The organism is Vibrio ostreicida (genome assembly GCF_013074385.2).
Classification (GTDB): domain Bacteria; phylum Pseudomonadota; class Gammaproteobacteria; order Enterobacterales; family Vibrionaceae; genus Vibrio; species Vibrio ostreicida.
Window position 1 is genome coordinate 1 of sequence record NZ_JABEYA020000021.1, and the last position, 24,175, is coordinate 24,175.

The following is a 24,175-nucleotide window of genomic DNA, read 5'->3' on the forward strand; positions in this document are numbered from 1 at the left end:
TTGTTCGGCTCAATGAATACTGACTTCAAAACTTATCGTTACTCGAAAGTAACAAGCAATTTTAAAGCTATTACCATTCCAACAGAATGATAATGAATTGACTGTGCCAAATAACCGAAGTCATTTGTATTGGTCACTCAGTTCATTGATACCTAAAGTGATTCAATAGAATCATTTTTGGATTATCATCAACGAGTGCCCACACAGATTGATAGGTTTATATTGTTAAAGAGCGGCTCTTCTTTTGCGACTTACATCACTTTGGAAGAGGCGGCTATTCTAACGAGATAATCTTCGGTGTCAAACACTTTTTTGCATTTTTATTTTTCTTTTAAAAAATAAAGGCAAACGACTATTTTGTTAAATTAAGCCTTGTCAAACAAGCTTCGAACCCTTGTGAACTCTTGCCCTGTCGACGAGGTGGCATTATAGATATCGCGGCTAAGTTGGCAAGCACTTTTATTAATTATCTCTTACTTTTTTCCCTTTCGGTCAAAAACTAAACCTAAATGCCCAAATAGCAGCCTTAATTTTACAAATCCATAAACTTTTGAGCAAATAAGGCGACTTTTTTCCAGTTGGTGTATTCCACTTCTTTGGTGGTGTCTGTTTCGCCACCCGTCATTCTCATAATGAATTTAATCATCATTTTATCAAACCAGTGATATCTCGGGTAATAAAGGGCACCAGCAAACACACCTATCAGTTCAGGCTTCCAAGTCGACTTGGCGAGAAACTTTCTAATATAAGCGCTACCTTCTGGTGTGTCTTTAGCCTGGTCTTCTTTTCTTGCGGTAAGGTTGACACAAAAGAACGCCACCTTGTTTGACTGTAAATAACGTTGATGGCGTTCAATAAAACGATATAGATGACGATTAAGGTGACCATAGCGAATAGATGCTCCAATTAGAATTCGACTATATTGGCCAACATCAATCTCCTTAACCTCATGAAGATCTTTGGTTTCAACGTCAAGCTGAGGTAATTCTTGTTCAATATAACGTAGAATTTTTTTCGTTTGCCCCTCTCGCGAGGAGTAGAGAAATAATGCTTTAGTCATAAAAGCTCCTTAGCTGCGCCAAAAAGTAGGGGTGAGAAGAATCAATAAGGTAAATATTTCCAGCCGCCCAAATAGCATTGATACAATCAACACCCACTTTGCTTTGTCATTAACATCGCCAAAATGAAGTGCAACCTCTCCCAATCCTGGGCCCAAGTTATTAAGTGTCGCTGCGACGGCAGAAAACGCACTTAACTCCTCCATACCCGTTGCGATGAGTCCGAGCATGCACACCACAAACACCAATGCATAGGCCGAGAAGAAGCCCCAGACTGCATCAACGACTCTTTGTGACAATGCCGTTCCGCCCACCTTTATGGTGTAAACCGCTCTTGGATGCACTAAACGCTTAAGTTCACGTGCACCTTGCAAAGTCAGTAGCAATATCCGTATCACTTTCATTCCACCACCTGTAGAGCCAGCACAGCCCCCTATAAAGGAAGAGAACAGCAGCAATACTGGTAAAAATAGCGGCCACTCAGAAAATCCAGTAGTGGTAAAGCCTGCTGTCGTTGAAATTGACACTGTTTGGAATAAAGCCTGATCAAAAGCATCGTAAACATTGTCATACGAACGGTGGTTTAACAAAATCAGAAAGCAAACAATGAAAAGCAAACTCTGGATAAATATAAAGGCACGAAATTCTGGATCCCTCCAATAATATTTTGGATGGACGCCACCGGAAGCAAATGCGGCAAAGTGAAGTGAGTAATTACATGCTGAAATCAACAAGAACACGACAGTAATCATGTTGATCGCATAACTATCAAAGTGTCCCATACTGGCGTCGTGCGTCGAAAAACCACCAATGGCTATCGTTGAGAAGCTGTGGCCAATGGCATCAAAGGGAGTCATGCCTGCCATCCAGAAAGCAAGCGCGCAGGACACCGTAAGGCTGAGATATATATACCAGAGTGCTTTCGCAGTCTCGGCAATTCTTGGTGTCATCTTAGAATCTTTCACAGGGCCTGGAATCTCTGCACGGTAGAGCTGCATCCCACCGATACCAAGCACAGGGAGAATCGCGACCGCCAATACGATAATCCCCATTCCACCAAACCATTGGAGAAATTGGCGATAAAACAATATCGCTTTAGGGAGATCGTCTAATCCGACAATCACCGTCGCACCTGTTGTCGTTAACGCAGAGAATGATTCAAAAAAAGCATCCGTTACCGACACATTGGGATTGTCAGCAATGAGCAGAGGCAAAGAACCCGCACTGCCAATAACGGTCCAGAAGAGGACAACAATAAGGAACCCATCTCGAGATTTAAGCTCATGTTTGTGATGACGATTTGGTACCCAACATATTGCCCCGCAGATAAACAAGACAAAAAAGGTCGTGATGAAAGGTACACCAGCACCGTCACGATATATTAACGCTACAAGAGCAGGGGCGAGCATTGATACACTAAAAAGCGCAAGCAATAGCCCGACAATACGAATTATTGAACGAAACTGCATGAATTGATGAGTACCGAAGCTAAGCTTCTGACTTCCTGATTATCTTTATTTTCCATCTAAAGAGGTGACCGACACTTTAGCGCCACTTTTATTCACAATGGCCTGCTTAAAATCAGCCGTATGTCTGATCTCGATTTCCACAAACATTTTTACTTTTTCACTATAGTCAGCCTTCACTTCTTGCGCGCCAAATTGTGGCAACAACGCCTGAACCATGGAGACAAAACCATAGTCTAACTCTAGTAACAACTTTGTGGTGATCTTTTTCTCAATTGTTTGAAGCAAACTCAGCGCTTGCTGAACACCCCCACCATAGGCTCTTACCAAGCCACCAGTGCCCAATTTTATCCCACCAGAATAACGAGTGACGACCGCTGAAATTTCTCCGACACTCATACCTTTGAGCTGAGCTAGAATAGGCTTACCCGCCGTACCCGATGGCTCACCATCATCACTAAAACCATACCTCATCGAATCTTCAGGCCTTCCCGCCACAAATCCCCAACAATTATGTCTTGCGCTTGAATGCAACATTCTTACTTTTTCTAAAAATGTTTTTGCTGCATCAATGGAAGGCGTATGTGCTAGCTGCGTAATAAACACGCTCTTTTTAATTTCTTCTTCAAATATGACCGGCTGAGCGGGAATTAAGTAGGGTTGGTCGTTCATAATTTAACGTTGATTTTCACTATCGGGTTAGCTTAGCACGACCTGAAAATAAGAACCCTCAAAAGATCCACCTTAGCGCACAATGTTAAACACTTGTTTAAAAAATGTGTTGAATTTGACCACCAGCCAGTTCAAACTGAACATACTGGTCAAACCAGATCATAATGAAGCGACATTTCTATATGTCATCCTAACAGGCGAATGGCTCAAGGGTGACATACGCGCAATCCCAAGATTGTATGTCATGGAGATAGATAATGATTTACCAAGCTGAAACCCTACAAGTCAGGGAATTACAAGATGGCATTGCTGAGCTTAACTTCTGCTCACCAAATTCTGTCAACAAACTCGATTTAGCTACCCTCGAGTCACTCGATAAAGCACTTGATGCGCTGAGCACCCACTCGAATCTGAAAGGCCTTTTACTAACGTCAGATAAAAATGCCTTCATCGTTGGGGCTGATATCACAGAGTTTTTAGGCCTGTTTTCTAAACAAGAATCTGAACTGGATAAATGGCTCAAATTTGCCAACAGTATCTTCAATAAACTCGAAGATCTCCCTGTCCCAACCGTATCTGTTTTAAAAGGGCATGCATTAGGGGGAGGTTGTGAGTGTGTACTGGCTACCGATATGCGTATTGGAGACAAAACCACCAGCATTGGGCTACCAGAAACAAAACTGGGCATCATGCCTGGATTTGGCGGCTGTGTGAGGTTGTCGCGCCTTATCGGAGCAGACAGTGCCATGGAGATCATTACTCAAGGTAAAGCTTGCCGTGCTGATGAAGCGCTGAAAATTGGTTTGATTGACGCTATCGTAGACCATGATGTGCTCTTTGAATCTGCGCTTGCGACCCTCACTTCCGCCATCAATGAGAAAGTAGATTGGCAGAAACGTCGCCAACAGAAAACCGCCGCGCTTTCCCTCAGCAAGTTGGAATCGATGATGAGTTTTACGATGGCGAAGGGCTTAGTTGCCCAAAAGGCGGGGCCTCATTACCCTGCGCCAATGAAAGCCGTCATTGCCATTGAAGAAGGTGCTCGGTTAGAGCGTGACAAAGCACTGGATGTAGAACGAAAGTACTTTGTACAACTTGCTAAATCGGAAGAAGCTAAAGCGTTAGTCGGTCTATTTCTCAACGATCAGTACATTAAAGGCATTGCGAAACAAGCGGAAAAGAGTGCCCAAAGTAGCACTGCGCGTGCCGCCGTACTCGGAGCAGGCATCATGGGAGGTGGGATAGCCTACCAATCAGCCTTAAAAGGCGTCCCAGTTTTAATGAAAGATATCGCTCAGCCTTCTCTCGATCTCGGAATGACAGAAGCGTCTAAGCTGTTGAACAAGCGCCTCTCCCAAGGTCGCATTGATGGCTTTAAGATGGCCGGAATACTTGCCTCTATTACACCAAGCCTTCATTACTCAGGAATCGAAACATCCGACATTATTGTTGAAGCAGTTGTTGAAAACCCTAACGTTAAGGCCTCCGTATTAAGTGAAGTAGAACACCATGTAGGTAAAGAAACGGTGATTACCTCAAATACCTCCACTATTCCTATTAATCTGCTCGCCAAATCTCTCAAGCGTCCAGAAAATTTCTGTGGTATGCACTTTTTTAATCCTGTGCATAAAATGCCTTTGGTTGAAATTATTCGTGGCGAACATACGTCGGATGAAACCATTAACCGCGTCGTCGCGTATGCAGCCAAAATGGGAAAATCTCCCATCGTAGTCAATGACTGCCCGGGATTCTTTGTTAACCGAGTGCTTTTCCCTTACTTTGGTGGCTTTAGCAAGCTACTGAGCGATGGTGCGGATTTTACAAAAGTAGATAAAATCATGGAGCGTCAATTTGGGTGGCCTATGGGTCCTGCCTACCTCCTTGATGTCGTCGGCATCGACACAGCCCATCATGCCCAACAAGTCATGGCTCAAGGATTTCCAGAGAGAATGGCGAAAGACAACCGTGATGCCATCGACGCGCTGTATGATGCCCAAAAGTACGGCCAGAAAAATGGCAATGGATTTTATAACTACAGTATCGATAAACGCGGCAGACCCAAGAAAGCATTCAGCGAAGATATCTTGGCCGTTCTATCGGAGGTCTGCAGTGAAACGAAACAATTCGACGATCAGACCATTATCCAACGCATGATGATCCCGATGATCAACGAGGTAGTTCTGTGCTTGGAAGAAGGCATCATTGCCTCAGCACAGGAAGCCGATATGGCGTTGGTTTACGGCCTAGGCTTTCCTCCATTCCGCGGTGGCGTTTTCCGCTACCTTGATAGTGTTGGTATTGCTGAATTTGTTGCGATGGCGTCACAGTATTCATCGCTTGGCGCTATGTATCAGGTCCCTCAAATGCTGATTAACATGGCTGAGAAAGGTGAGCGTTTTTATGGCACTCAGCAACAAGGTTCTATCTAAGGAGACGCCAAAATGGCTATAAATACAAAAAACGTCGTCGTTGTAGATTGTCTGCGTACCCCAATGGGGCGTTCTAAAGGTGGAGCTTATCGCCACACACGTGCTGAAGACTTATCCGCACATTTGATGAAAGGCATTTTGGCACGTAACCCTCAAGTGAATCCTTCTGATATTGAAGATATTTACTGGGGTTGTGTCCAACAAACACTAGAACAAGGCTTCAACATCGCTCGAAATGCCGCACTACTCGCCGGACTGCCCATTGAAATTGGGGCTGTCACAGTCAACCGTCTGTGTGGTTCTTCAATGCAAGCCCTTCATGATGGTACTCGTGCCATCATGACTGGCGATGCAGAGATCTGTCTTATCGGTGGTGTGGAACACATGGGTCACGTACCAATGAACCATGGTGTAGACTTTCACCCCGGTATGTCAAAAAATGTCGCCAAGGCGGCGGGTATGATGGGTTTGACCGCTGAAATGCTAGGTAAACTGCATAATATCAGTCGAGAACAACAAGATGAGTTTGCGGCCCGATCCCATGCTAGAGCCCATGCCGCAACACTCGAAGGTCGCTTTAAAAACGAAATTCTACCGACAGAGGGGCACACAGCAGACGGCACTTTGTTTACGCTCGACTATGATGAAGTCATTCGACCAGATACTTCCCAAGAAGGTTTATCTCAGTTACGTCCAGCCTTTGACCCAGCTAATGGCACCGTCACTGCAGGATCGTCTTCTGCACTCTCTGATGGTGCTTCTGCCATGCTGATCATGAGTGAAGAAAAAGCCAATCAATTGGGGTTAACAATACGAGCCCGTATTAAAGGAATGGCCATTGCGGGATGCGATCCTTCTATCATGGGTTATGGCCCCGTCCCCGCAACGAAAAAAGCGCTAAAACGAGCTGGCTTGGTTATTGAGGATATGGATGTTGTCGAGCTCAATGAAGCCTTTGCAGCACAGTCCTTACCCTGCGCCAAAGACTTAGGTCTACTTGATGTTATGGACGAGAAGGTAAACTTAAACGGCGGAGCGATCGCTCTCGGTCACCCTCTGGGCTGCTCCGGCGCTCGCATATCCACAACCCTCATCAATTTAATGGAATCCAAAGATGCCAAATATGGGTTGGCGACCATGTGTATTGGCTTAGGCCAAGGTATTGCTACTGTCTTTGAGCGCCCATAAACGTGAAGCAATGATTTCCTTGATACGCAAAGCGCCAGCTCAATGCTGGCGCTTTTCATCTCTGTCTCCCATCAGTATTGTAACCAATCTATATGGAGCTGACTGGATGACCCTAAATAGTCAACCATCCACTGAATCAACTTATGGTTATCATCTTTGCGCCAGACCAAACAACACTGACTGAGCAGGTTTTCCGCAGGCAATATTTTTTCCACCAACACACCATCATCAATTAAAGGCATGGCGATATGGCGAGGCATATAGCCTATACCTATGCCATTTTTCAAACATTCAATTGCTGTATACCAATTTGGTAACAATAAACGACGCTGTTGTGAATAGTGTTCAGTATGACGTTTCGGCAACACACTGGAGGTATCATCAAGACAAATAGCGGGAAATTGACTGACAAAGGCTTCAGTCAGCAGCTCTTGTTGGGCACAGGGATGAGCAGGTGACATAACAAACACCCAATCTAATACACCCATATCTTTAACGCCAAAATCGCCGCCAACGGGCACCGCCGACGTCGCTCCGATCACAATGTCAGCGCGTTCTTGAGCAATCGCCTCCCAAGAACCATTAAACACTTCCATATTGATCTGCAACTCAGCAAACTCAAACGCCTCATAAAAGCTCTCGACCAACGGTTTCAACTTTTCTAACTTCACGACATTGTCCAACGTCAATTTTAGTGTCGATTGCCACCCATGGGCCGCTCGGCGAGTTTGAGCCTTAAGTTCTTCCATTTGTCTGAGTAGTAATCTTGCTTGAGCAATAAAAAGCTCCCCAGCTGGTGTTAATTCAACCTTTCTGGGTAAACGTCGAAATAGAACAACATCAAGATCTTTTTCTACCTGACGAACACCATAGCTGATCGCAGAAGGGACTTTGTGCAACACGTCCGCGGCGGCGGTAAAACTGCCGAGGCGAGCAACAGTATCAAGCATTTCCAATGAGGATTTTGAATACATGAATTTTAGCCTTCAAAAAATTTGATTGATAACCAACAATTTTAGCGTTTTATTTTATCTAAATCGAAAAATAGAATGCCATAACAAATAAATCAGGATATGACACACCAAACCCTGAACCACTAATGATTAAATAATTTGATTGGAAAATAATGAATATCTCAAAACTACAGATTTTCTATCTGGCAGCTCTGTCAATGCTTGGTTTCATTGCAACTGACATGTATTTACCTGCTTTTAAAGCAATGGAAACCAATTTTGCCACTGGCCCAGAACAAATAGCCCTTTCATTGACTGTCTTTCTCATCGGTATGGCAATAGGTCAATTACTTTGGGGCCTAGCGTCCGATAAATTTGGTCACCGAAATACTCTGGCTGCTGGTCTTGCCATTTTTACCGCCGCTTCCCTTGGCATCGCATTCTGTGATCAAGTCTGGCAGTTGCTCTCCCTCCGTTTTATTCAAGCCTTTGGAGTCTGTGCCCCGGCGGTCATCTGGCAAGCCATGGTAATTAAGCGCTATCCGAATCATAGCCAGCAGATTTTTTCCACGATCATGCCTTTAGTCGCGCTATCTCCGGCATTGGCCCCGCAATTAGGTGTGCTGCTCGCAGACCACTTTGGATGGCAAAGTATCTTTATCACATTAACTCTCATGGGTGTGGTGCTTGTTGCTACAACCATGCGACAAAATAATGAAAAGGTTGAAGAAAAACAAACCAGTATTTCCGGTGACATCAAAGCTCTCATGAGTTCACCTAGCTATCTAGGGCATGTTTTGATGTTTGCTTCAGCTTCAGCTGCCTTCTTTGCCTACCTAACTGGGATGCCAGAAATCATGGCTCAACTTGGCTATGATGCCAAGGATATTGGCTTAAGCTTTATTCCTCAGACTATCGCTTTTATGGTTGGGGGTTATTTAGGTAAAGTAGGCATTCGCAGATACGGCGACGGTAAAGTACTTCGTCAATTGATTGGTTTGTTCAGCATCGCTTCTTTACTGATCTTTATTGCATCACAGTGGGCACTAACATCAATCTGGCCAATACTTTCTCCCTTCTGCCTCATTGCAATAGCCAACGGCGCTCTTTACCCAATAGTGGTCAATCGAGCGCTCGCTAGCGCTAAGAACAGCCCAGCAACCGCGGCTGGATTACAAAATAGCCTTCAGATCTGTGTCAGCAGCTTGGCGAGTGCGTTAGTGGCAGCCATGGCGACGCAAGCACAAACCTTCACCGGTATTGTTATCGCAATTTGCATGGTCGGGCTTTGGGTTGGGTACTTTATTGCTCATCGCCAAGTATCGACACACTTTACAGCTCCTGATGACTCTCGCGTTGTAAGTGACGAGTAAAAAATGGAGCCGTACAACAGTACGGCTCCATTTCCCACCCTTTACATACTTTTTAATCCCCACTTTTCCGCAGTTTGATTGAAAAAGCCCTGTGTTTTTTTCAACTCAATCCAGTGATTCAGATAATTAATCCAGATCTGATCATGCTGCGGTAATAACATGGCAATCGGCGTAGGTTTGCGTGGTTCTTTGACTGGGACAATAGCCAGTTGCTGAAACTTACTCACCAATGTGGCTGCCTCAACATTGGACGTGACAGACACATCTGCTCGACGAGCTAACAATTCCTGAAAATCGCGAGCAGGCGCTTCAATAACAATATGCCGAGCCGAAGGGAAGAACTCTTTGACCATTTTCTCCTGAACTGTTCCCAGTGTTGCAGCCACTCTCACTTGAGCATGATTAAAGTCATTCCAGTCGGTAAATTTTGCTAGATCTTTCTTTTGAACGATGGGAACAAATGCTAGATAGAAATAGGGCTGGCTGTATCCAGCCACTTTTGCACGAGACATATTCAATGATGCACTACCCGTCATATCATATTTATTGGCGGTAATTCCGTTAACAAGCGTTTTCCAATCGGTGGCGACGTATTCGACTTTTACGCCAAGATCCTTGGCAAGTTCAGTGGTCACATCAATATCAAATCCGCGGTAACTGTTCGTTGCCGGATCTTTCATTGTCATTGGATTCCAGTCTCCCGTCGTCCCGACTCTAAGTACACCTGTATTTAAGATGTCTTGAAGTCGGCTTGTTTCAGCCATCACCTGACCAACTGAAAAAAGGCACACACTCAGTGCCAAGAGAAACGTCTTCATTTAATCTTCCTTAAAGTTATTACATTGTGGGCGAATTCACTGATAACATAGCAGCCACAAACGGAATTTTTTAGCCTATACAAGGTGTAATGTGACTCCTCGTTATTTATTGCTGATCGTAACCTTATTCATAACTGGCTGCTCAGACTACGAGTGGGGATGGTATGTGTTAGATCCACGAACCGCACAAGGACAAACCAATCTCAAATTTTTGATGGCTGGTTTTCAAGACACCATTGCCGTATCTCTGCTCAGTATGATATTTGCAATGATGATCGGACTCTTGGTTGCTTTACCTGCCTTATCAACGCTAAAGTCTCTCAATACCTTAAATCGCCTCTACGTCGAAGTTGTAAGATCGGTGCCTTTATTGGTTCTATTACTCTGGGTCTACTACGGAATGCCGACCCTATTCGATATTTCACTCGACTACTTTTGGGCCGGCGTCATTGCGCTGACGATCGCTGAAAGTGCTTTTATGGCCGAAGTCTTTAGAGGAGGAATTCAAGCCATCAACAAAGGTCAACACGAAGCGGCGGAATCCTTAGGGCTCACTTATTGGCAAAAGATGCATCTGGTGATCATTCCACAGGCTTTTCGCCAAATACTGCCGCCTTTAGGAAACCAATTTGTTTACATATTAAAGATGAGTTCACTTGTCAGTGTGATTGGTTTGAGTGACTTGACTCGACGAGCCAACGAGCTGGTGGTAAGTGAATACTTACCACTAGAAATCTACACCTTTTTAGTCTTGGAATATCTGTTGCTCATATTATTGGTATCACAAGCCGTGCGTTGGTTAGAACGTTACATTGCCATTCCAGACCATTAAGACGGAACACAAACACTGGTATTCAGCGCTGTGTTCACGGTTTTATTCTAGTGAAAAAGTTACTGTTGCTTAACGGGCCGCTGCCATCCCGAAATTTTCTTTTCTCTGGTGCGCGTGATGACCAATTCTCCTTTCGCCACATCTTTGGTCAATGTTGTTCCAGCGCCCACTGTTGCGCCATCATCTATCGTCACCGGAGCCACTAATTGGCTGTCTGAACCAATAAATACATCGTCACCAATGATGGTCTTGAACTTATTGACGCCATCATAGTTACAGGTGATGGTGCCCGCACCAATATTGGTACGCTGGCCAATCTCAGTATCACCCAGATAAGTCAAATGGTTGGCTTTTGAACCTTCACCAAGGCAAGTATTTTTCATTTCAACAAAATTACCGACATGCGCATCATTTCGTAATTCAGCGCCGGGACGTAATCGAGTAAATGGTCCTATGGTACACGCTTCACCGACGGAGGCTCCCTCAATAACACTGTAAGGACGAACAACCGTGTTATCGTCGATTTCACAATCCTTCAGTACACAGCCAGTACCGATTGTGACATTATCGCCTAACGTAACCTGCCCTTCAATGATAACATTGCTATCAATTTCACAATCCATACCACACTGAAGTTCACCGCGCAGATCAAAGCGCGTAGGATCTCGCAACATGACACCTTGGGCTAAAAGTTGCTGTGCCTGCATGGATTGAAACGCTCGCTCAAGTCGAGCCAGTTGAACGCGATCATTCACCCCCTCAACTTCGATAGGGGTTGCCGGATGCGCCGTTGCAATAATTCGACCTTCTGCATGAGCAGCAGCAATAACATCGGTTAAATAGTATTCACCTTGAGCATTATGATTGTTCAAACCAGATAACCACCGCTTCAGATCACCTCCAGTCACGACCATCACACCAGTATTAATTTCTTGAATCGCTTTTTGCTCATCTGAGGCGTCTTTTTGTTCCACAATCGCCACGACCGAGCCCTGTTGACGTACGATACGTCCATAGCCTGATGGGTTATCAAGAACAACGGTCAGCAGGCCAATACCTCCTTCAGGCTGAGCCTCCAGCAAATTCTCCAGAGTTTGCTCAGAGATCAGTGGAACATCTCCGTAAAGAATGAGAATTTTCTCGTCATCTTGAAAATGTGGAGATGCTTGATCAACAGCATGGCCAGTACCAAGTTGTTTGGCCTGTAGGACCCAATTGACCCCTTCTCCAGCCAACTCCGCCTGCATTTGGTCGCCGCCATGACCAAAAACCAAATGTATATTCTGTACTCCCAAACTTTGACAGGTATCGATAACATGCTTGGCCATGGGTTTACCTGCCAATGTATGCAGTACTTTGGGTTTATTTGAATACATGCGGGTTCCTTTACCCGCAGCGAGGACCACCGCGCTAAATTTCATCTAATAACCTACTAATGGTATTTTTCATTGAGGGCTATTTTAGACACTAATTGTTAATTAGTTAATCGATTCAGAAATTTTCTGTCGTAAAAAAGCAAAAAGGCGGTCGTAAGACCGCCTTTATCTTTAAAGAAACATCGATTTTAATTAACGGTGTTTCTTTGTCAGCTCGATTACACGTAGCTGAGCAATGGCTTTCGCAAGCTCACTGGCCGCTTGAGCGAAGTCCATATCGCCGTGCTGATTCTGAATACTTTCCTCAGCGCGACGCTTGGCTTCTTCTGCCTTCGCTGCGTCTAGTTCTTCACCACGGATAGCGGTATCTGCCAGCACTGTTGCTGTACCTGGCTGAACTTCTACCATACCACCAGAAACGTATATGATTTCTTCGTGGCCGTGCTGTTTCACAATACGCACCATACCAGGCTTGATAGCGGTCAGTAACGGAGTGTGACCATGGAAAATACCAAGCTCACCCTCGCTACCGGTCACCTGAAACGTTTCAACGCGTCCTGAGAACAGTTTTTTCTCCGCGCTAACCACGTCTAGGTGAAAGGTTATTGGTGCCATATCGCCTCCTAGTTAGCCTTATAGCTTCTTCGCATTCTCAATAGCTTCGTCGATTGCACCACAGTACATGAACGCTTGCTCTGGAACGTCATCGTAATCACCAGCTAATAGACCTTTGAAGCCACGCAGTGTCTCTTTAAGAGGTACGTAGACACCAGGGTCACCAGTAAATACTTCCGCTACGTGATAAGGCTGAGTCAAGAAGCGCTCAATCTTACGTGCACGAGATACAACTTGCTTATCTCTCTCAGAAAGCTCATCCATACCTAGAATAGCGATGATGTCTTTCAGCTCTTTATAGCGTTGCAGTGTCTGCTGAACACCACGAGCTGTGTCGTAGTGATCTTGACCAACAACAAGAGGGTCAAGCTGACGAGACGTCGAATCTAACGGGTCAATTGCTGGGTATAAACCCATGGCTGCAATATTACGGTTAAGTACAACCGTTGCATCCAAGTGAGCAAAAGTGGTTGCTGGAGACGGGTCAGTCAAGTCATCTGCTGGTACATATACCGCCTGTACAGACGTGATAGAACCTGCTTTAGTTGACGTGATACGCTCTTGAAGTACACCCATCTCTTCTGCAAGTGTAGGCTGGTAGCCCACTGCTGAAGGCATACGACCTAGAAGTGCTGAAACCTCTGTCCCTGCTAGGGTGTAACGGTAGATGTTATCTACGAACAATAGAACGTCACGACCTTCGTCACGGAAACGCTCTGCCATCGTCAGGCCAGTCAATGCAACACGTAAACGGTTACCTGGTGGCTCGTTCATCTGACCGTAAACCATTGCTACTTTAGATTCTTCTGGCTTCTCAACGTTGACAACGCCCGCTTCCTGCATCTCAAAGTAGAAATCGTTACCCTCACGAGTACGCTCACCTACACCTGCGAATACTGAAAGACCTGAGTGCTGTAGTGCGATGTTGTTGATAAGCTCCATCATGTTAACGGTCTTACCTACACCTGCACCACCGAATAGACCGATTTTACCACCCTTAGCGAATGGACAAACCAAGTCGATTACTTTAACGCCAGTTTCTAGTAGAGCAGTTTCGTTCGATTGCTCTTCGTAGCTTGGTGCTTCTCGGTGAATAGAGTAAGTCTCTTCTGCACCGATTTCACCACACTCATCAATCGCATCACCAAGTACATTCATGATACGACCAAGGGTCTTAGTACCTACCGGTACCGAAATTGGAGCGCCAGTGTTTACAACTTCAACTCCACGACGTAAACCATCAGAGCTACCCATTACGATACAACGAACTACGCCACCGCCTAGTTGTTGCTGAACTTCAAGAACGAGACGTTCTTTTGAGTCCGTAACGTTTAGAGCGTCATATACACTAGGTACTTCGCTCTGTGGGAACTCTACGTCGACTACCGCACCGATGATCTGTACGATCTTACCTGTAGCCATCGTTAATCCTCTAAACTATTTCGTTTTACCTAAGCCTAAACCGCTGCAGCACCTGACACGATTTCTGATAGTTCTTGTGTAATCGCAGCCTGACGGGCTTTGTTGTACACAAGTTCTAGGTCATCAATCAGGTCGCTAGCGTTGTCAGTTGCAGCTTTCATCGCAATCATTCGAGCCGCTTGCTCACAAGCAAGGTTCTCGACAACACCTTGATAAACCTGAGACTCCACGTAACGCACGAGTAGTGCGTCCAGCAGAGGTTGTGGCTCAGGCTCATAGATGTAATCCCATGAGTGCTCACGCTGCATTTCTTCGCTATCTGATTTAGGCAAAGGTAGCAATTGATCGATCGTTGGTTCTTGAACCATGGTGTTCATAAACTTATTAAACACAACATACAGACGGTCCAATTCACCTTCATCGTATTTCTTCAGCATAACGCTTACAGAACCGATTAGGTTTTCAAGGCTTGGGCTATCGCCCAGACCAGAAACCTGAGCCGCTACTTTCGCGCCACTGTTATTGAAAAAGGCTGTCGCTTTTGACCCAATGAGAGCCAATTCAACGTCAACACCTTTTTGTTTCCATGCCTGCATATCGGTTAAGGCTTTTTTGAACACATTAATGTTCAAACCACCACACAGGCCTCGGTCTGTAGAAACGATGATGTAACCAACTCGCTTTGCTTCACGCTCTTCTAGGTATGGATGACGATACTCTAGGTTTGCGTTTGCTACGTGACCGATCACTTTACGCATTGTTTCAGCGTATGGACGAGAAGCTTCCATTGCATCTTGAGAACGACGCATTTTTGAAGCTGCTACCATTTCCATCGCTTTCGTAATTTTCTGCGTGCTTTTAACACTACCGATTTTATTACGTATCTCTTTTGCGCCGGCCATCGTTACTCTCCATTAGTTGGTGACAGTGACTGTCACCGACCTATTACCAAGTTTGGGTTGCTTTGAAATCGTCAGTCAGTTTTTTAAGCTGAGCTTCAACTTCATCATTGTAAGCACCCGTCTTGTCGATCTCAGCTGCAAAATCAGCATATTGACCACGAGCATACGATAGTAGAGCCGCTTCGAAATCGAGCAGTTTGTTCAATTCAACATCTGCCAGATAGCCACGTTCAGCAGCGAAAATAACCAGTGCTTGGTCAAAAACAGACATTGGAGCGTATTGCTTCTGCTTCATAAGTTCTGTCACTTTTTGACCATGGTCTAGCTGCTTCTTCGTCGCTTCATCAAGATCAGATGAGAACTGTGCAAATGCAGCAAGTTCACGATACTGAGCCAGTGCAGTACGAATACCACCAGATAGCTTCTTGATAATTTTCGTCTGCGCAGAACCACCTACACGAGATACCGAAATACCTGGGTCAACCGCTGGGCGAACACCTGCATTAAATAGCTCAGTTTGTAGGAAGATCTGACCGTCGGTAATCGAAATTACGTTGGTCGGTACGAATGCTGAAACATCACCAGCTTGAGTTTCAATGATAGGTAAAGCCGTTAAAGAACCCGTCTTACCTTTCACTTCTCCCTTCGTGAATTTTTCCACATACTCTTCGCTTACTCGAGCTGCACGCTCCAGTAGACGTGAGTGAAGATAGAAAACATCACCAGGGAATGCTTCACGGCCCGGAGGACGCTTCAATAGCAGAGAGATTTGACGATAAGCAACAGCTTGCTTAGATAGATCATCATAAACAATCAGTGCATCTTCACCACGATCGCGGAAGTATTCACCCATCGCACAACCCGCATAAGGCGCCAAGTATTGTAGCGCTGCAGATTCAGAAGCAGAGGCAACAACGACAACAGTATTTGCCAATGCACCATGCTCTTCAAGTTTGCGAACCACGTTAGCAATAGTCGAAGCTTTCTGACCAATGGCAACATAGATTGAGAAAATACCAGAATCTTTCTGGTTGATAATCGCATCGATCGCCATCGCTGTTTTACCAGTTTGACGGTCTCCGATCACAAGTTCACGCTGACCACGACCGATTGGGATCATTGAGTCGACTGATTTGTAACCAGTTTGCACGGGTTGATCTACCGACTTACGGTCGATTACACCCGGTGCAATGACTTCTACAGGCGAAGACAGTTTCGCATCAATTGGACCCTTACCATCGATAGGCTCACCTAGTGTGTTAACAACACGACCAAGCATTTCAGGACCAACAGGCACTTCTAAAATACGACCTGTACCTGTTACTTTCATGCCTTCCCTAAGGTTGGCATATGGGCCCATTACTACGGCACCAACCGAGTCACGCTCAAGGTTAAGTGCTAACGCATAACGGCCACCCGGTAATTCAATCATTTCACCTTGCATCACGTCCGCTAGGCCGTGAATGCGGATGATACCATCGCTTACCGATACGATAGTACCTTCGTTGCGAGCTTCACTAACAACCTCGAATGACTCGATACGTTGTTTGATTAGATCACTAATTTCAGTGGAATTAAGTTGCATGCTCCATCCCCATTAAGACTGCAATGCATCGCTCAGGCGGCTCAAACGACCACGCGCTGAATCATCGATGACTAGGTCTCCGGCTCGAATAATTACCCCACCAAGTAGGGTCTCATCTACACTGCAATTCAGCTTGACTTTACGCTTTAGGCGTATTTCAAGTTTGCTGCTGATATTTGCAAGTTGTTCATTAGAAAGACTCGTCGCTGAAATGACTTCAACATCGACTTCTTTCTCATGCTCTTTTTTAAGAGCAAAGAACTGTTCACAGACATCAGGAAGGGCCGTTAAACGACCATTCTCAGCCATCACCTTCAGAAGGTTTTGACCGTTGGCATTAACTTGATCACCACAAACTGCAACAAATATTTCAGCCAATCTCTCGGCAGAAACAGAACCAGTTAAAAGTTCTTTCATTTGTTCGTTTTTGGCGACTTCAGCAGAAAAAGACAACATATGACCCCATTGGTCAAGTTGGTCTTTATCCACCGCAAAATCAAAAGCTGCTTTAGCATAGGGGCGTGCGATAGTTGTCAAATCAGACATATGCGCCCCCAGACTTAAAGTTTTGCAGTAATGTTGTCGAGAATATCTTTGTGCGCATCTTTATCAATAGAGCGTTCAATGATTTTCTCAGCACCAGCTACAGCCAGAGTTGCAACTTGTTTGCGCAGCTCATCACGTGCACGGTTACGTTCAGCTTCAAGTTCAGCTTCTGCTTGTGAAAGGATTTTCTGACGTTCTGTCTGAGCTTCCTCACGTGCTTCATCTAAAATTTGAGCTTTACGCTTATTCGCTTGCTCGATGACCTCTGTTGCTGTGCGCTTCGCTTCTTTCATTTGGTCAGAAGCGTTTGCTTGTGCTAGATCCAAGTCTTTAGCAGCTCGTTCAGCTGCCTGTAGACCGTCAGCAATTTTTTTCTGACGCTCTTCTATCGCTTGCATCAATGGCGGCCATACATACTTCATGCAGAACCACACAAATAAGGCAAACGAGATTGCTTGACCCAGCAGAGTTGCGTTTATATTCACAACAGCTACCCCTTCTATTCAGACTTAGTGTTAATCAATAACAAGCTAATGCTTGTCGAGGGTTAAAAGTGATTAACCTAGTTGACCAACGAATGGGTTCGCGAAAGTGAATAGAAGTGCGATTACGATACCGATCATTGGAACCGCATCAAGCAGACCCGCGATGATAAACATCTTAACTTGTAGCATAGGAGCCATTTCTGGTTGACGTGCTGCACCTTCAAGGAATTTACCACCTAGAAGTGCGAAACCAATCGCTGTACCAAGAGAAGCAAGACCGACGATAAGACCTACGGCGATTGCAGAAAAGCTCAGTAAAGTTTCCATTACTATCTCCAATTTATAGTTTTTGGCTAATTGCCCAAATAAAAAGCTTTAAAAAATTAATGATCACTGTCTTCGTGTGCCATCGACAAGTAAACAATTGTCAACATCATAAACACGAAGGCTTGAATAGTGATAACCAAGACATGGAAGATTGCCCACGGTAGTGAACCCATCCATTGCAAGTACCATGGTAGCATTGCCGCACAAAGAATAAACACAACCTCACCCGCAAACATGTTACCGAATAAACGCATACCAAGTGACAGAGGTTTCGCCAGAAGAGAAACAACTTCAATCAGTAGGTTAAACGGAATCATCAAAGGGTGATTAAATGGATGCAATGCTAATTCTTTAGCGAACCCACCCAGACCCTTCACTTTGATGCTGTAATAAATCATCAGAGCGAAAACGCCTAGAGCCATAGCCATGGTGATATTCACATCAGCAGATGGTACAACCTTTAGATAAGGGATACCAAGCCAATGCTCTGCTGGGTAAGGTAAGAAATCAATGGGCACGAGGTCCATCAAGTTCATAATAAATACCCAACAAAAGATAGTCAGTGCTAAAGGCGCGATCAATGGGTTGCGTCCATGAAACGTATCTTTGACGTTTTCCGCGACAAATTCTACGATCATTTCAACAGCACACTGAAGCTTACCTGGAACACCTGCTGTTGTTCTCTTCGCTACTTTGTAAAAGATTCCGAGGAAAATTAAACCAGTAAACCAAGAAAAAAACAGGCTATCGATATGTACGTTCCAGAAACTGGCCTCCTCCGCTACAAAACCTAACTTATAAGTAGAAAGGTTTGTAAGGTGGTGGCTAATGTATCCAGACGTAGTTAGCGCTTCATCTGGCGCAGCCATAACTCATCCTATTTTTTTGTTGTTAATGAATAGCACTGGCGCACAGATATTAATACCTAGAGCCAGCAAATAGGTTAGCTTAAGGGGAACAAGTTCCACCTGTATATACATGTAAACAACGGAGAAAAGAATCACCGTGATGGCGATTTTCAGAGCTTCACCGGCATAAAAAGAAGTTGCAATACGTTTGGCTGCGCGTGCGCCACCATACAGAAACGCAAACCACGCAAACACGGCATTAGCAACTACAAAAATACCACCACCAATGAGCGATGAAAGTCCCCATTCAACATTCATGACTAATGTCATTCCTGCTGCCATTAGTGTAACCGCGCCAAGCTGGATCACTAACAATCGCTTTGCAAGCTCTCGTCCTGGCCTCGCTAACGCAGCTACCATGTATTCGTACCTCGAGTAAAATCCACAGCGTTACGACCTCAGTGCTGGGAAATTGGCGAAAATTATACGGTGAGTCTTTTTGAATGCAATTAAAACACCGCAAAAAGTTACAATTTTGTTTACAAACCGACAACTTTCGCACAAAAAATCATTTTTTATATAATTGAGCGGGATGGATTATCTCACTTAGCCCTCAAGCTTGGCAATCAGTTGCTCTAACTTTTGAGGTTCGTCTAGACTAATCGTCACTTTAGAGGCTCCGTTTAGGCTTCTCACAATCGCCACTTTTGCCCCCAACATTTCACTCAGTCTCTCGGAGATTTGTTGTGTATCTGAGTCTTGCGCATCGTTTTTCTGCTCAGCCATCGGCTCCAGACACTTTTTAACTAATTGTTCCGTCTGTCGCACGGTCATACGCTTCTTGGCAACCAGTTCTGCGATATCGACTTGTTGCTCCCCTTCCAACGCAAGTAACGCTCTTGCATGGCCCATATCAAGCATTCTCTCCGATAGGAGATACTTAACATCCAGCTCAAGTTGGTTGAGGCGGAGCAAGTTACTCACTGTTGCTCTCGATTTACCAATCACATCAGCGACTTGCTGGTGGGTCAAAGAAAACTCTTCTTGAAGACGATCCAATGCGACCGCTTCTTCGATCACATTAAGATCTTCACGCTGTATGTTCTCAATTAAAGCCATGGCAATAGCGGCACGATCTTCCACATTTTTGATCACACAAGGAACCTGCTTGAGGCCTGCTTTGCGCGCCGCTCGCCAGCGACGTTCACCCGCAATAATTTCATATTTATCGTTGTCGACTTGACGCACCACGATCGGTTGAATAATACCCTGCGATTCTATCGAAGCAGCCAACTCATCAAGGGCTTCTGGCTCCATATTTTTTCGTGGCTGATACATCCCTGGCTTTAAACTATTAATGTTCAAATCTGTTAGATCGCCATCGGAAGAGAGCTCCTGACTATGCAAAGCACTTTGCTGTTTTTCACGCGCTAGTGAACTAGTTGAAAGCAGAGCATCAAGCCCTTTACCTAAACCACGTTTAGACATGAGACACTATTCCTTTGATTGGGTTATGCAGGGACTTCATCACGGCGCAGCATTTCTCCAGCCAACGCCAGATATGCTTTTGCACCCGCAGAGTATTTATCGTAGTACATGGCTGGTTTGCCATGACTGGGCGCTTCGGCCAGGCGAACATTACGAGGAATAACGGTACGGTAGACTTTGTTGCCAAAGTGCTTCTTAAGCTGATCAGAAACTTCATTGGACAGACGATTACGAGGATCATACATGGTCCGTAATAAACCCTCTATTTTTAGATTTTCATTCACAACTGCGGCCAACTTACTGATCGTGTCCATTAACGCTGTTAATCCTTCCAAAGCAAAATACTCGCACTGCATTGGGACTAAGACCGAATCGGCCGCAGCCATCGCATTGATAGTAAGGAGATTTAGAGACGGAGGGCAGTCAATAAAGATAAAATCATAGTCATCACGAACGGATGCCAGCGCATGTTTCAAACGTACTTCGCGGGCAAAGACTTCCATCAATTTGATTTCAGCGGCTGTCACATCGCCATTGGCTGCAATGAGATCATAGTTTCCTGACGTTTTGCGGCACACGACATCATCAAAAGGAACATCTTCGACCAAAAGCTCATAGGCTGTGGCATCTATTTGATATTTATCGACACCGCTCGCCATGGTGGCATTCCCTTGAGGGTCAAGGTCAATCACCAAGACATTACGTTTGGTCGCAGCCATCGAGGCAGCTAAGTTGATGCACGTTGTTGTCTTACCAACCCCGCCTTTTTGGTTGGCGATTGCTACGATTTTTCCCACGTTGAACCTCGCTTTTAATCCTTGTGGGATAAGATTACTAGATGACGCTTGCCTTCCAATTGAGGAACTTGCAAAGCTTTGATGTCGGTCACAGAACACCAATCTGGCAACTGTTCAATCTCATCCTGAGGCAACTGCCCCTTCAATGCCATAAACTGGCCCGTCCTATCTTTAGGCAAATGATGACACCACTCAACCATATCTAGCATAGAAGCAAAAGCTCGGCTCAAAACACCATCAAATTTGTCTTCTGGTTGAAACTCTTCCACTCGACTTTGAACTGGAGTCACATTTTTGAGTTTGAGTTCATGTATGACCTGCTTAATAAAGCGAATGCGTTTGCCCAAACTATCCAGTAAAACGAATTCCCTTTGAGGGTTCATGATTGCAAGAGGAATCCCCGGTAATCCAGGTCCTGTGCCCACGTCAATGAAACGTTCACCCCGCAAATGTTCACTAACCACAAGGCTATCAAGAATGTGTTTAACCAGCATGTCATCAGGCTCACGCACTGACGTTAAATTATACGATTTGTTCCACTTATTCAGCATTTCAACGTAGTTAACTAATAATTGACGTTGCTGTTCAGAGACAACCAAGTCCGTTTGCTCAATCAAATGGTCCAGCTTGTTGCGTAATTGATTCATTAGGCAACCTTACCCTTTTTCAACATTCCCTGTTTTTTTAGATGGACTAACAAGATTGAGATAGCCGCGGGTGTAATGCCTGATATACGAGATGCAATACCTATTGATTCTGGTCTGGCTTGAGTCAGTTTTATTATCACTTCATTAGAAAGCCCTTTGACTTCAGCGTAATCCATATCAAGAGGGAGTTGAGTATTTTCATGGCGCAACGATTTGTCTATTTCATCTTGTTGACGCTTGATATAGCCTTCATATTTTACTTGAATCTCAACCTGTTCCGCGGCTTGAGAATCAGTCAAAGCTGGTGAGAATCGATCAAGTTCCGTGAGTGTTTGATAGTTCATTTCAGGCCGACGAAGAAGATCTTCCCCACTTGCTTCACGAGCAACAGGCGTTTTCAGTAAAGCATTGAGAGCCTCAACATCATCAGAGTTTGGGTTAATCCAAATATCTTTGAGACGCTGACGTTCTTTCGCCATATTTTCCACTTTTTCGTTGAAACGAGCCCAACGGCTCTCATCGATTAAACCTAACTCTCGCGCTTTTTCTGTCAAACGTAGATCCGCATTGTCTTCGCGTAACAGCAAACGATATTCTGCTCGAGATGTGAACATTCTATAGGGTTCTTTCGTGCCCATTGTTGATAAATCATCAATCAACACGCCCATATAAGCTTGATCACGACGGGGGTTCCACCCCTCTTTTTCCTGACTAAACAAACTGGCATTAAGTCCTGCCATTAAACCTTGTGCGGCCGCTTCTTCATAACCTGTTGTACCGTTTATCTGACCGGCAAAAAATAGTCCCTGGATAAATTTGGTCTCGTAATTTTGCTTGAGATCGCGTGGATCAAAGAAATCATACTCAATGGCGTACCCTGGACGTACGATATGCGCATTTTCAAAGCCTTTCATTGAACGAACTATATTCACCTGAACGTCAAATGGAAGACTGGTGGAAATACCATTTGGGTAAAGCTCATGGGTATTGAGTCCTTCAGGTTCAACAAAAATTTGATGACTGTTCTTATCAGCAAAGCGCATGACTTTGTCTTCAATCGATGGACAGTAACGAGGGCCAATTCCTTCGATGACACCAGCGTACATAGGGCTTCGATCTAGGTTCTTGCGAATCACATCATGAGTATTCTCATTGGTGTGCGTGATATAGCAAGGTATTTGGGTTGGATGCTGGTTCCTCTGGCCCATAAACGAAAACACTGGTGTTGGGTTGTCGCCATGCTGTGTTTCTAAAACGGAAAAATCTACCGTTCTAGCATCAATTCTTGGTGGTGTACCTGTTTTTAGACGATCAACTCGAAAAGGCATCTCTCGCAAACGATCAGCGAGAGCTATTGAAGGAGGATCACCTGCACGGCCGCCAGACGAGCTTTCCATCCCAATATGGATCTTACCCCCTAGAAAAGTACCGACGGTCAAAACAACGGCTTTAGAGTGAAAGCGTAGACCCATCTGTGTGACTACACCAATGGCCTTCTCATTTTCTACGATCAAGTCATCAACTGATTGCTGAAATAAGGTCAGGTTTGGTGTGTTTTCTAGTGATTCTCGTACAAACGATTTGTATAGCGAACGATCAGCTTGGGCTCGAGTTGCTCTGACTGCTGGGCCTTTTGATGCATTTAATGTTCTAAATTGAATTCCAGAATGATCGATCGCTTGCGCCATCAAACCACCCATAGCATCAACTTCTTTGACTAAGTGACCTTTCCCGATCCCACCGATTGCAGGATTACAGGACATCTGGCCCAATGTCTCAATGTTATGTGTCAGCAGCAGGGTTTTTTGCCCTGTGCGAGCTGATGCGAGTGCGGCTTCCGTTCCTGCATGTCCGCCACCAACAACGATGACGTCAAATTTTTCGTGATAAAGCATGAACTGACCTCTGGTATTCAATAAAGAGCTGGACAGGTAAGGGAGCGATATTCTACCTGCTTTCCCTAGGATAGAAAATCGCTTTTATTGATTTTAGATTTAAGCGTCTGACAAAACTTACTGATATAGGATCTTTATATATGATCTTTTATAAGATCTATTATTAGGATCGACGATCTCTGTGGATAAGTGATAAATGATCAATAGGATCATCGATCTTGTGGAGATCATATCATGTGATCTTATACTGATCATGATGAGGATTTCCTGAGATCAAAATACCTGTTTATACACAGGTGATCGGATCAAAAATAGTTATTAAGTGGATAAATAAAGGCTAATCACCGGATATCTTTTTTTTATCCACAACTGGTCTGGTTAATATTTCATCATCTTTAGGTATGTATTTAGGCAGAAAAGTGGCTTTGTGAACCCTAGCCACTTTTATTTGAA

At 44.7% G+C, this 24,175-nt stretch carries 23 protein-coding genes; 4 read left to right on the forward strand and 19 right to left on the reverse strand.

Annotated elements, in window-relative coordinates:
* Nucleotides 1-532: 532 nt before the first annotated feature.
* The 3 genes from hemG to HLM86_RS18510 are packed head-to-tail and all read right to left on the reverse strand — an operon-like array spanning nucleotide 533 to nucleotide 3,196.
* Complete coding sequence (hemG, locus tag HLM86_RS18500) at nucleotides 533-1,060, reverse strand: menaquinone-dependent protoporphyrinogen IX dehydrogenase (protein WP_076590511.1); 528 nt, start codon at nucleotides 1,058-1,060, stop codon at nucleotides 533-535.
* 9 nt (nucleotides 1,061-1,069) lie between these two features.
* Nucleotides 1,070-2,527 carry a TrkH family potassium uptake protein gene (locus tag HLM86_RS18505; protein WP_076590510.1) on the reverse strand — a complete coding sequence of 486 codons (1,458 nt, stop codon included), beginning with the start codon at nucleotides 2,525-2,527 and terminating at the stop codon, nucleotides 1,070-1,072.
* 45 nt (nucleotides 2,528-2,572) lie between these two features.
* Nucleotides 2,573-3,196: a YigZ family protein gene (locus HLM86_RS18510; RefSeq protein WP_076590509.1), complete on the reverse strand. Its 624-nt coding sequence runs from the start codon at nucleotides 3,194-3,196 to the stop codon at nucleotides 2,573-2,575.
* A gap of 257 nt (nucleotides 3,197-3,453) precedes the next feature.
* Here HLM86_RS18510 and fadB point away from each other — a divergent pair, with 257 nt between their 5' ends.
* Together fadB and fadA are read left to right on the forward strand one after the other, a co-directional pair.
* Nucleotides 3,454-5,625, forward strand: coding sequence for a fatty acid oxidation complex subunit alpha FadB (gene fadB / locus HLM86_RS18515; protein ID WP_170883716.1), 2,172 nt, complete (start codon nucleotides 3,454-3,456; stop codon nucleotides 5,623-5,625).
* Between the two features lie 12 nt (nucleotides 5,626-5,637).
* Complete coding sequence (fadA, locus tag HLM86_RS18520; RefSeq protein ID WP_076590506.1) at nucleotides 5,638-6,813, forward strand: acetyl-CoA C-acyltransferase FadA; 1,176 nt, start codon at nucleotides 5,638-5,640, stop codon at nucleotides 6,811-6,813.
* A 71-nt stretch (nucleotides 6,814-6,884) separates the two neighbouring features.
* On the opposite strand, the gene punR is transcribed toward fadA, so the two are convergent.
* The gene (punR, locus tag HLM86_RS18525) at nucleotides 6,885-7,787 is read right to left on the reverse strand and encodes a DNA-binding transcriptional activator PunR (protein ID WP_076590505.1); all 903 of its coding nucleotides are present in this window, start codon (nucleotides 7,785-7,787) and stop codon (nucleotides 6,885-6,887) included.
* Between the two features lie 152 nt (nucleotides 7,788-7,939).
* Between punR and punC the strand changes: the two genes are divergently transcribed.
* Nucleotides 7,940-9,139 carry a purine nucleoside transporter PunC gene (gene punC / locus HLM86_RS18530; RefSeq protein WP_170883715.1) on the forward strand — a complete coding sequence of 400 codons (1,200 nt, stop codon included), beginning with the start codon at nucleotides 7,940-7,942 and terminating at the stop codon, nucleotides 9,137-9,139.
* A gap of 41 nt (nucleotides 9,140-9,180) precedes the next feature.
* Here the strand turns inward: punC and HLM86_RS18535 are convergent, their stop codons facing one another.
* Entirely contained in the window at nucleotides 9,181-9,957 is a 777-nt protein-coding gene (locus HLM86_RS18535; protein WP_170883714.1) for a transporter substrate-binding domain-containing protein, read from the reverse strand.
* A 91-nt stretch (nucleotides 9,958-10,048) separates the two neighbouring features.
* Here HLM86_RS18535 and HLM86_RS18540 point away from each other — a divergent pair, with 91 nt between their 5' ends.
* Nucleotides 10,049-10,789 carry an amino acid ABC transporter permease gene (locus tag HLM86_RS18540; RefSeq protein WP_170883713.1) on the forward strand — a complete coding sequence of 247 codons (741 nt, stop codon included), beginning with the start codon at nucleotides 10,049-10,051 and terminating at the stop codon, nucleotides 10,787-10,789.
* Between the two features lie 59 nt (nucleotides 10,790-10,848).
* Here the strand turns inward: HLM86_RS18540 and glmU are convergent, their stop codons facing one another.
* The 14 genes from glmU to mnmG all read right to left on the reverse strand — a co-directional run bounded on the left by glmU (nucleotide 10,849) and on the right by mnmG (nucleotide 23,722).
* On the reverse strand, nucleotides 10,849-12,210 hold the full coding sequence (glmU, locus tag HLM86_RS18545; RefSeq protein WP_170883712.1) for a bifunctional UDP-N-acetylglucosamine diphosphorylase/glucosamine-1-phosphate N-acetyltransferase GlmU: 1,362 nt from the start codon (nucleotides 12,208-12,210) through the stop codon (nucleotides 10,849-10,851).
* A 147-nt stretch (nucleotides 12,211-12,357) separates the two neighbouring features.
* A complete protein-coding gene (locus HLM86_RS18550; RefSeq protein ID WP_076590501.1) occupies nucleotides 12,358-12,780 on the reverse strand; it encodes a F0F1 ATP synthase subunit epsilon in 423 nt (140 codons plus the stop codon).
* 18 nt (nucleotides 12,781-12,798) lie between these two features.
* Complete coding sequence (gene atpD / locus HLM86_RS18555; RefSeq protein ID WP_076590500.1) at nucleotides 12,799-14,202, reverse strand: F0F1 ATP synthase subunit beta; 1,404 nt, start codon at nucleotides 14,200-14,202, stop codon at nucleotides 12,799-12,801.
* Nucleotides 14,203-14,237: 35 nt separating this feature from the next.
* Nucleotides 14,238-15,104 carry a F0F1 ATP synthase subunit gamma gene (gene atpG / locus HLM86_RS18560; RefSeq protein ID WP_076590499.1) on the reverse strand — a complete coding sequence of 289 codons (867 nt, stop codon included), beginning with the start codon at nucleotides 15,102-15,104 and terminating at the stop codon, nucleotides 14,238-14,240.
* Nucleotides 15,105-15,147: 43 nt separating this feature from the next.
* On the reverse strand, nucleotides 15,148-16,689 hold the full coding sequence (atpA, locus tag HLM86_RS18565) for a F0F1 ATP synthase subunit alpha (RefSeq protein WP_076590498.1): 1,542 nt from the start codon (nucleotides 16,687-16,689) through the stop codon (nucleotides 15,148-15,150).
* Between the two features lie 12 nt (nucleotides 16,690-16,701).
* Nucleotides 16,702-17,235, reverse strand: coding sequence for a F0F1 ATP synthase subunit delta (gene atpH / locus HLM86_RS18570; protein ID WP_170883711.1), 534 nt, complete (start codon nucleotides 17,233-17,235; stop codon nucleotides 16,702-16,704).
* Between the two features lie 14 nt (nucleotides 17,236-17,249).
* The gene (gene atpF, locus HLM86_RS18575; protein ID WP_076590496.1) at nucleotides 17,250-17,720 is read right to left on the reverse strand and encodes a F0F1 ATP synthase subunit B; all 471 of its coding nucleotides are present in this window, start codon (nucleotides 17,718-17,720) and stop codon (nucleotides 17,250-17,252) included.
* Nucleotides 17,721-17,792: 72 nt separating this feature from the next.
* A complete protein-coding gene (gene atpE, locus HLM86_RS18580) occupies nucleotides 17,793-18,047 on the reverse strand; it encodes a F0F1 ATP synthase subunit C (protein WP_006957448.1) in 255 nt (84 codons plus the stop codon).
* 56 nt (nucleotides 18,048-18,103) lie between these two features.
* A complete protein-coding gene (atpB, locus tag HLM86_RS18585; protein ID WP_170883710.1) occupies nucleotides 18,104-18,916 on the reverse strand; it encodes a F0F1 ATP synthase subunit A in 813 nt (270 codons plus the stop codon).
* 3 nt (nucleotides 18,917-18,919) lie between these two features.
* Nucleotides 18,920-19,315, reverse strand: coding sequence for a F0F1 ATP synthase subunit I (locus HLM86_RS18590; protein WP_076590494.1), 396 nt, complete (start codon nucleotides 19,313-19,315; stop codon nucleotides 18,920-18,922).
* Nucleotides 19,316-19,501: 186 nt separating this feature from the next.
* A complete protein-coding gene (locus HLM86_RS18595; protein WP_076590493.1) occupies nucleotides 19,502-20,383 on the reverse strand; it encodes a ParB/RepB/Spo0J family partition protein in 882 nt (293 codons plus the stop codon).
* A gap of 23 nt (nucleotides 20,384-20,406) precedes the next feature.
* On the reverse strand, nucleotides 20,407-21,180 hold the full coding sequence (locus tag HLM86_RS18600) for a ParA family protein (protein ID WP_170883709.1): 774 nt from the start codon (nucleotides 21,178-21,180) through the stop codon (nucleotides 20,407-20,409).
* Between the two features lie 14 nt (nucleotides 21,181-21,194).
* Entirely contained in the window at nucleotides 21,195-21,827 is a 633-nt protein-coding gene (gene rsmG, locus HLM86_RS18605; RefSeq protein ID WP_076590491.1) for a 16S rRNA (guanine(527)-N(7))-methyltransferase RsmG, read from the reverse strand.
* Nucleotides 21,827-23,722, reverse strand: a complete 1,896-nt coding sequence (gene mnmG / locus HLM86_RS18610) for a tRNA uridine-5-carboxymethylaminomethyl(34) synthesis enzyme MnmG (RefSeq protein ID WP_170883708.1) — start codon at nucleotides 23,720-23,722, stop codon at nucleotides 21,827-21,829. The genes rsmG and mnmG overlap by 1 nt, the downstream gene beginning before the upstream one ends.
* Nucleotides 23,723-24,175 lie beyond the last annotated feature (453 nt).

What these genes read in the sequence shown, in the direction of transcription:
- hemG (WP_076590511.1), bottom strand. Translation starts at nt 1,060, where the DNA reads ATGACTAAAGCATTATTTCTCTACTCCTCGCGAGAGGGGCAAACGAAA.
- HLM86_RS18505 (WP_076590510.1), bottom strand. Translation starts at nt 2,527, where the DNA reads ATGCAGTTTCGTTCAATAATTCGTATTGTCGGGCTATTGCTTGCGCTT.
- HLM86_RS18510 (WP_076590509.1), bottom strand. Translation starts at nt 3,196, where the DNA reads ATGAACGACCAACCCTACTTAATTCCCGCTCAGCCGGTCATATTTGAA.
- fadB (WP_170883716.1), top strand. Translation starts at nt 3,454, where the DNA reads ATGATTTACCAAGCTGAAACCCTACAAGTCAGGGAATTACAAGATGGC.
- fadA (WP_076590506.1), top strand. Translation starts at nt 5,638, where the DNA reads ATGGCTATAAATACAAAAAACGTCGTCGTTGTAGATTGTCTGCGTACC.
- punR (WP_076590505.1), bottom strand. Translation starts at nt 7,787, where the DNA reads ATGTATTCAAAATCCTCATTGGAAATGCTTGATACTGTTGCTCGCCTC.
- punC (WP_170883715.1), top strand. Translation starts at nt 7,940, where the DNA reads ATGAATATCTCAAAACTACAGATTTTCTATCTGGCAGCTCTGTCAATG.
- HLM86_RS18535 (WP_170883714.1), bottom strand. Translation starts at nt 9,957, where the DNA reads ATGAAGACGTTTCTCTTGGCACTGAGTGTGTGCCTTTTTTCAGTTGGT.
- glmU (WP_170883712.1), bottom strand. Translation starts at nt 12,210, where the DNA reads ATGAAATTTAGCGCGGTGGTCCTCGCTGCGGGTAAAGGAACCCGCATG.
- HLM86_RS18550 (WP_076590501.1), bottom strand. Translation starts at nt 12,780, where the DNA reads ATGGCACCAATAACCTTTCACCTAGACGTGGTTAGCGCGGAGAAAAAA.
- atpD (WP_076590500.1), bottom strand. Translation starts at nt 14,202, where the DNA reads ATGGCTACAGGTAAGATCGTACAGATCATCGGTGCGGTAGTCGACGTA.
- atpG (WP_076590499.1), bottom strand. Translation starts at nt 15,104, where the DNA reads ATGGCCGGCGCAAAAGAGATACGTAATAAAATCGGTAGTGTTAAAAGC.
- atpA (WP_076590498.1), bottom strand. Translation starts at nt 16,689, where the DNA reads ATGCAACTTAATTCCACTGAAATTAGTGATCTAATCAAACAACGTATC.
- atpH (WP_170883711.1), bottom strand. Translation starts at nt 17,235, where the DNA reads ATGTCTGATTTGACAACTATCGCACGCCCCTATGCTAAAGCAGCTTTT.
- atpE (WP_006957448.1), bottom strand. Translation starts at nt 18,047, where the DNA reads ATGGAAACTTTACTGAGCTTTTCTGCAATCGCCGTAGGTCTTATCGTC.
- atpB (WP_170883710.1), bottom strand. Translation starts at nt 18,916, where the DNA reads ATGGCTGCGCCAGATGAAGCGCTAACTACGTCTGGATACATTAGCCAC.
- HLM86_RS18590 (WP_076590494.1), bottom strand. Translation starts at nt 19,315, where the DNA reads ATGGTAGCTGCGTTAGCGAGGCCAGGACGAGAGCTTGCAAAGCGATTG.
- HLM86_RS18595 (WP_076590493.1), bottom strand. Translation starts at nt 20,383, where the DNA reads ATGTCTAAACGTGGTTTAGGTAAAGGGCTTGATGCTCTGCTTTCAACT.
- rsmG (WP_076590491.1), bottom strand. Translation starts at nt 21,827, where the DNA reads ATGAATCAATTACGCAACAAGCTGGACCATTTGATTGAGCAAACGGAC.
- mnmG (WP_170883708.1), bottom strand. Translation starts at nt 23,722, where the DNA reads ATGCTTTATCACGAAAAATTTGACGTCATCGTTGTTGGTGGCGGACAT.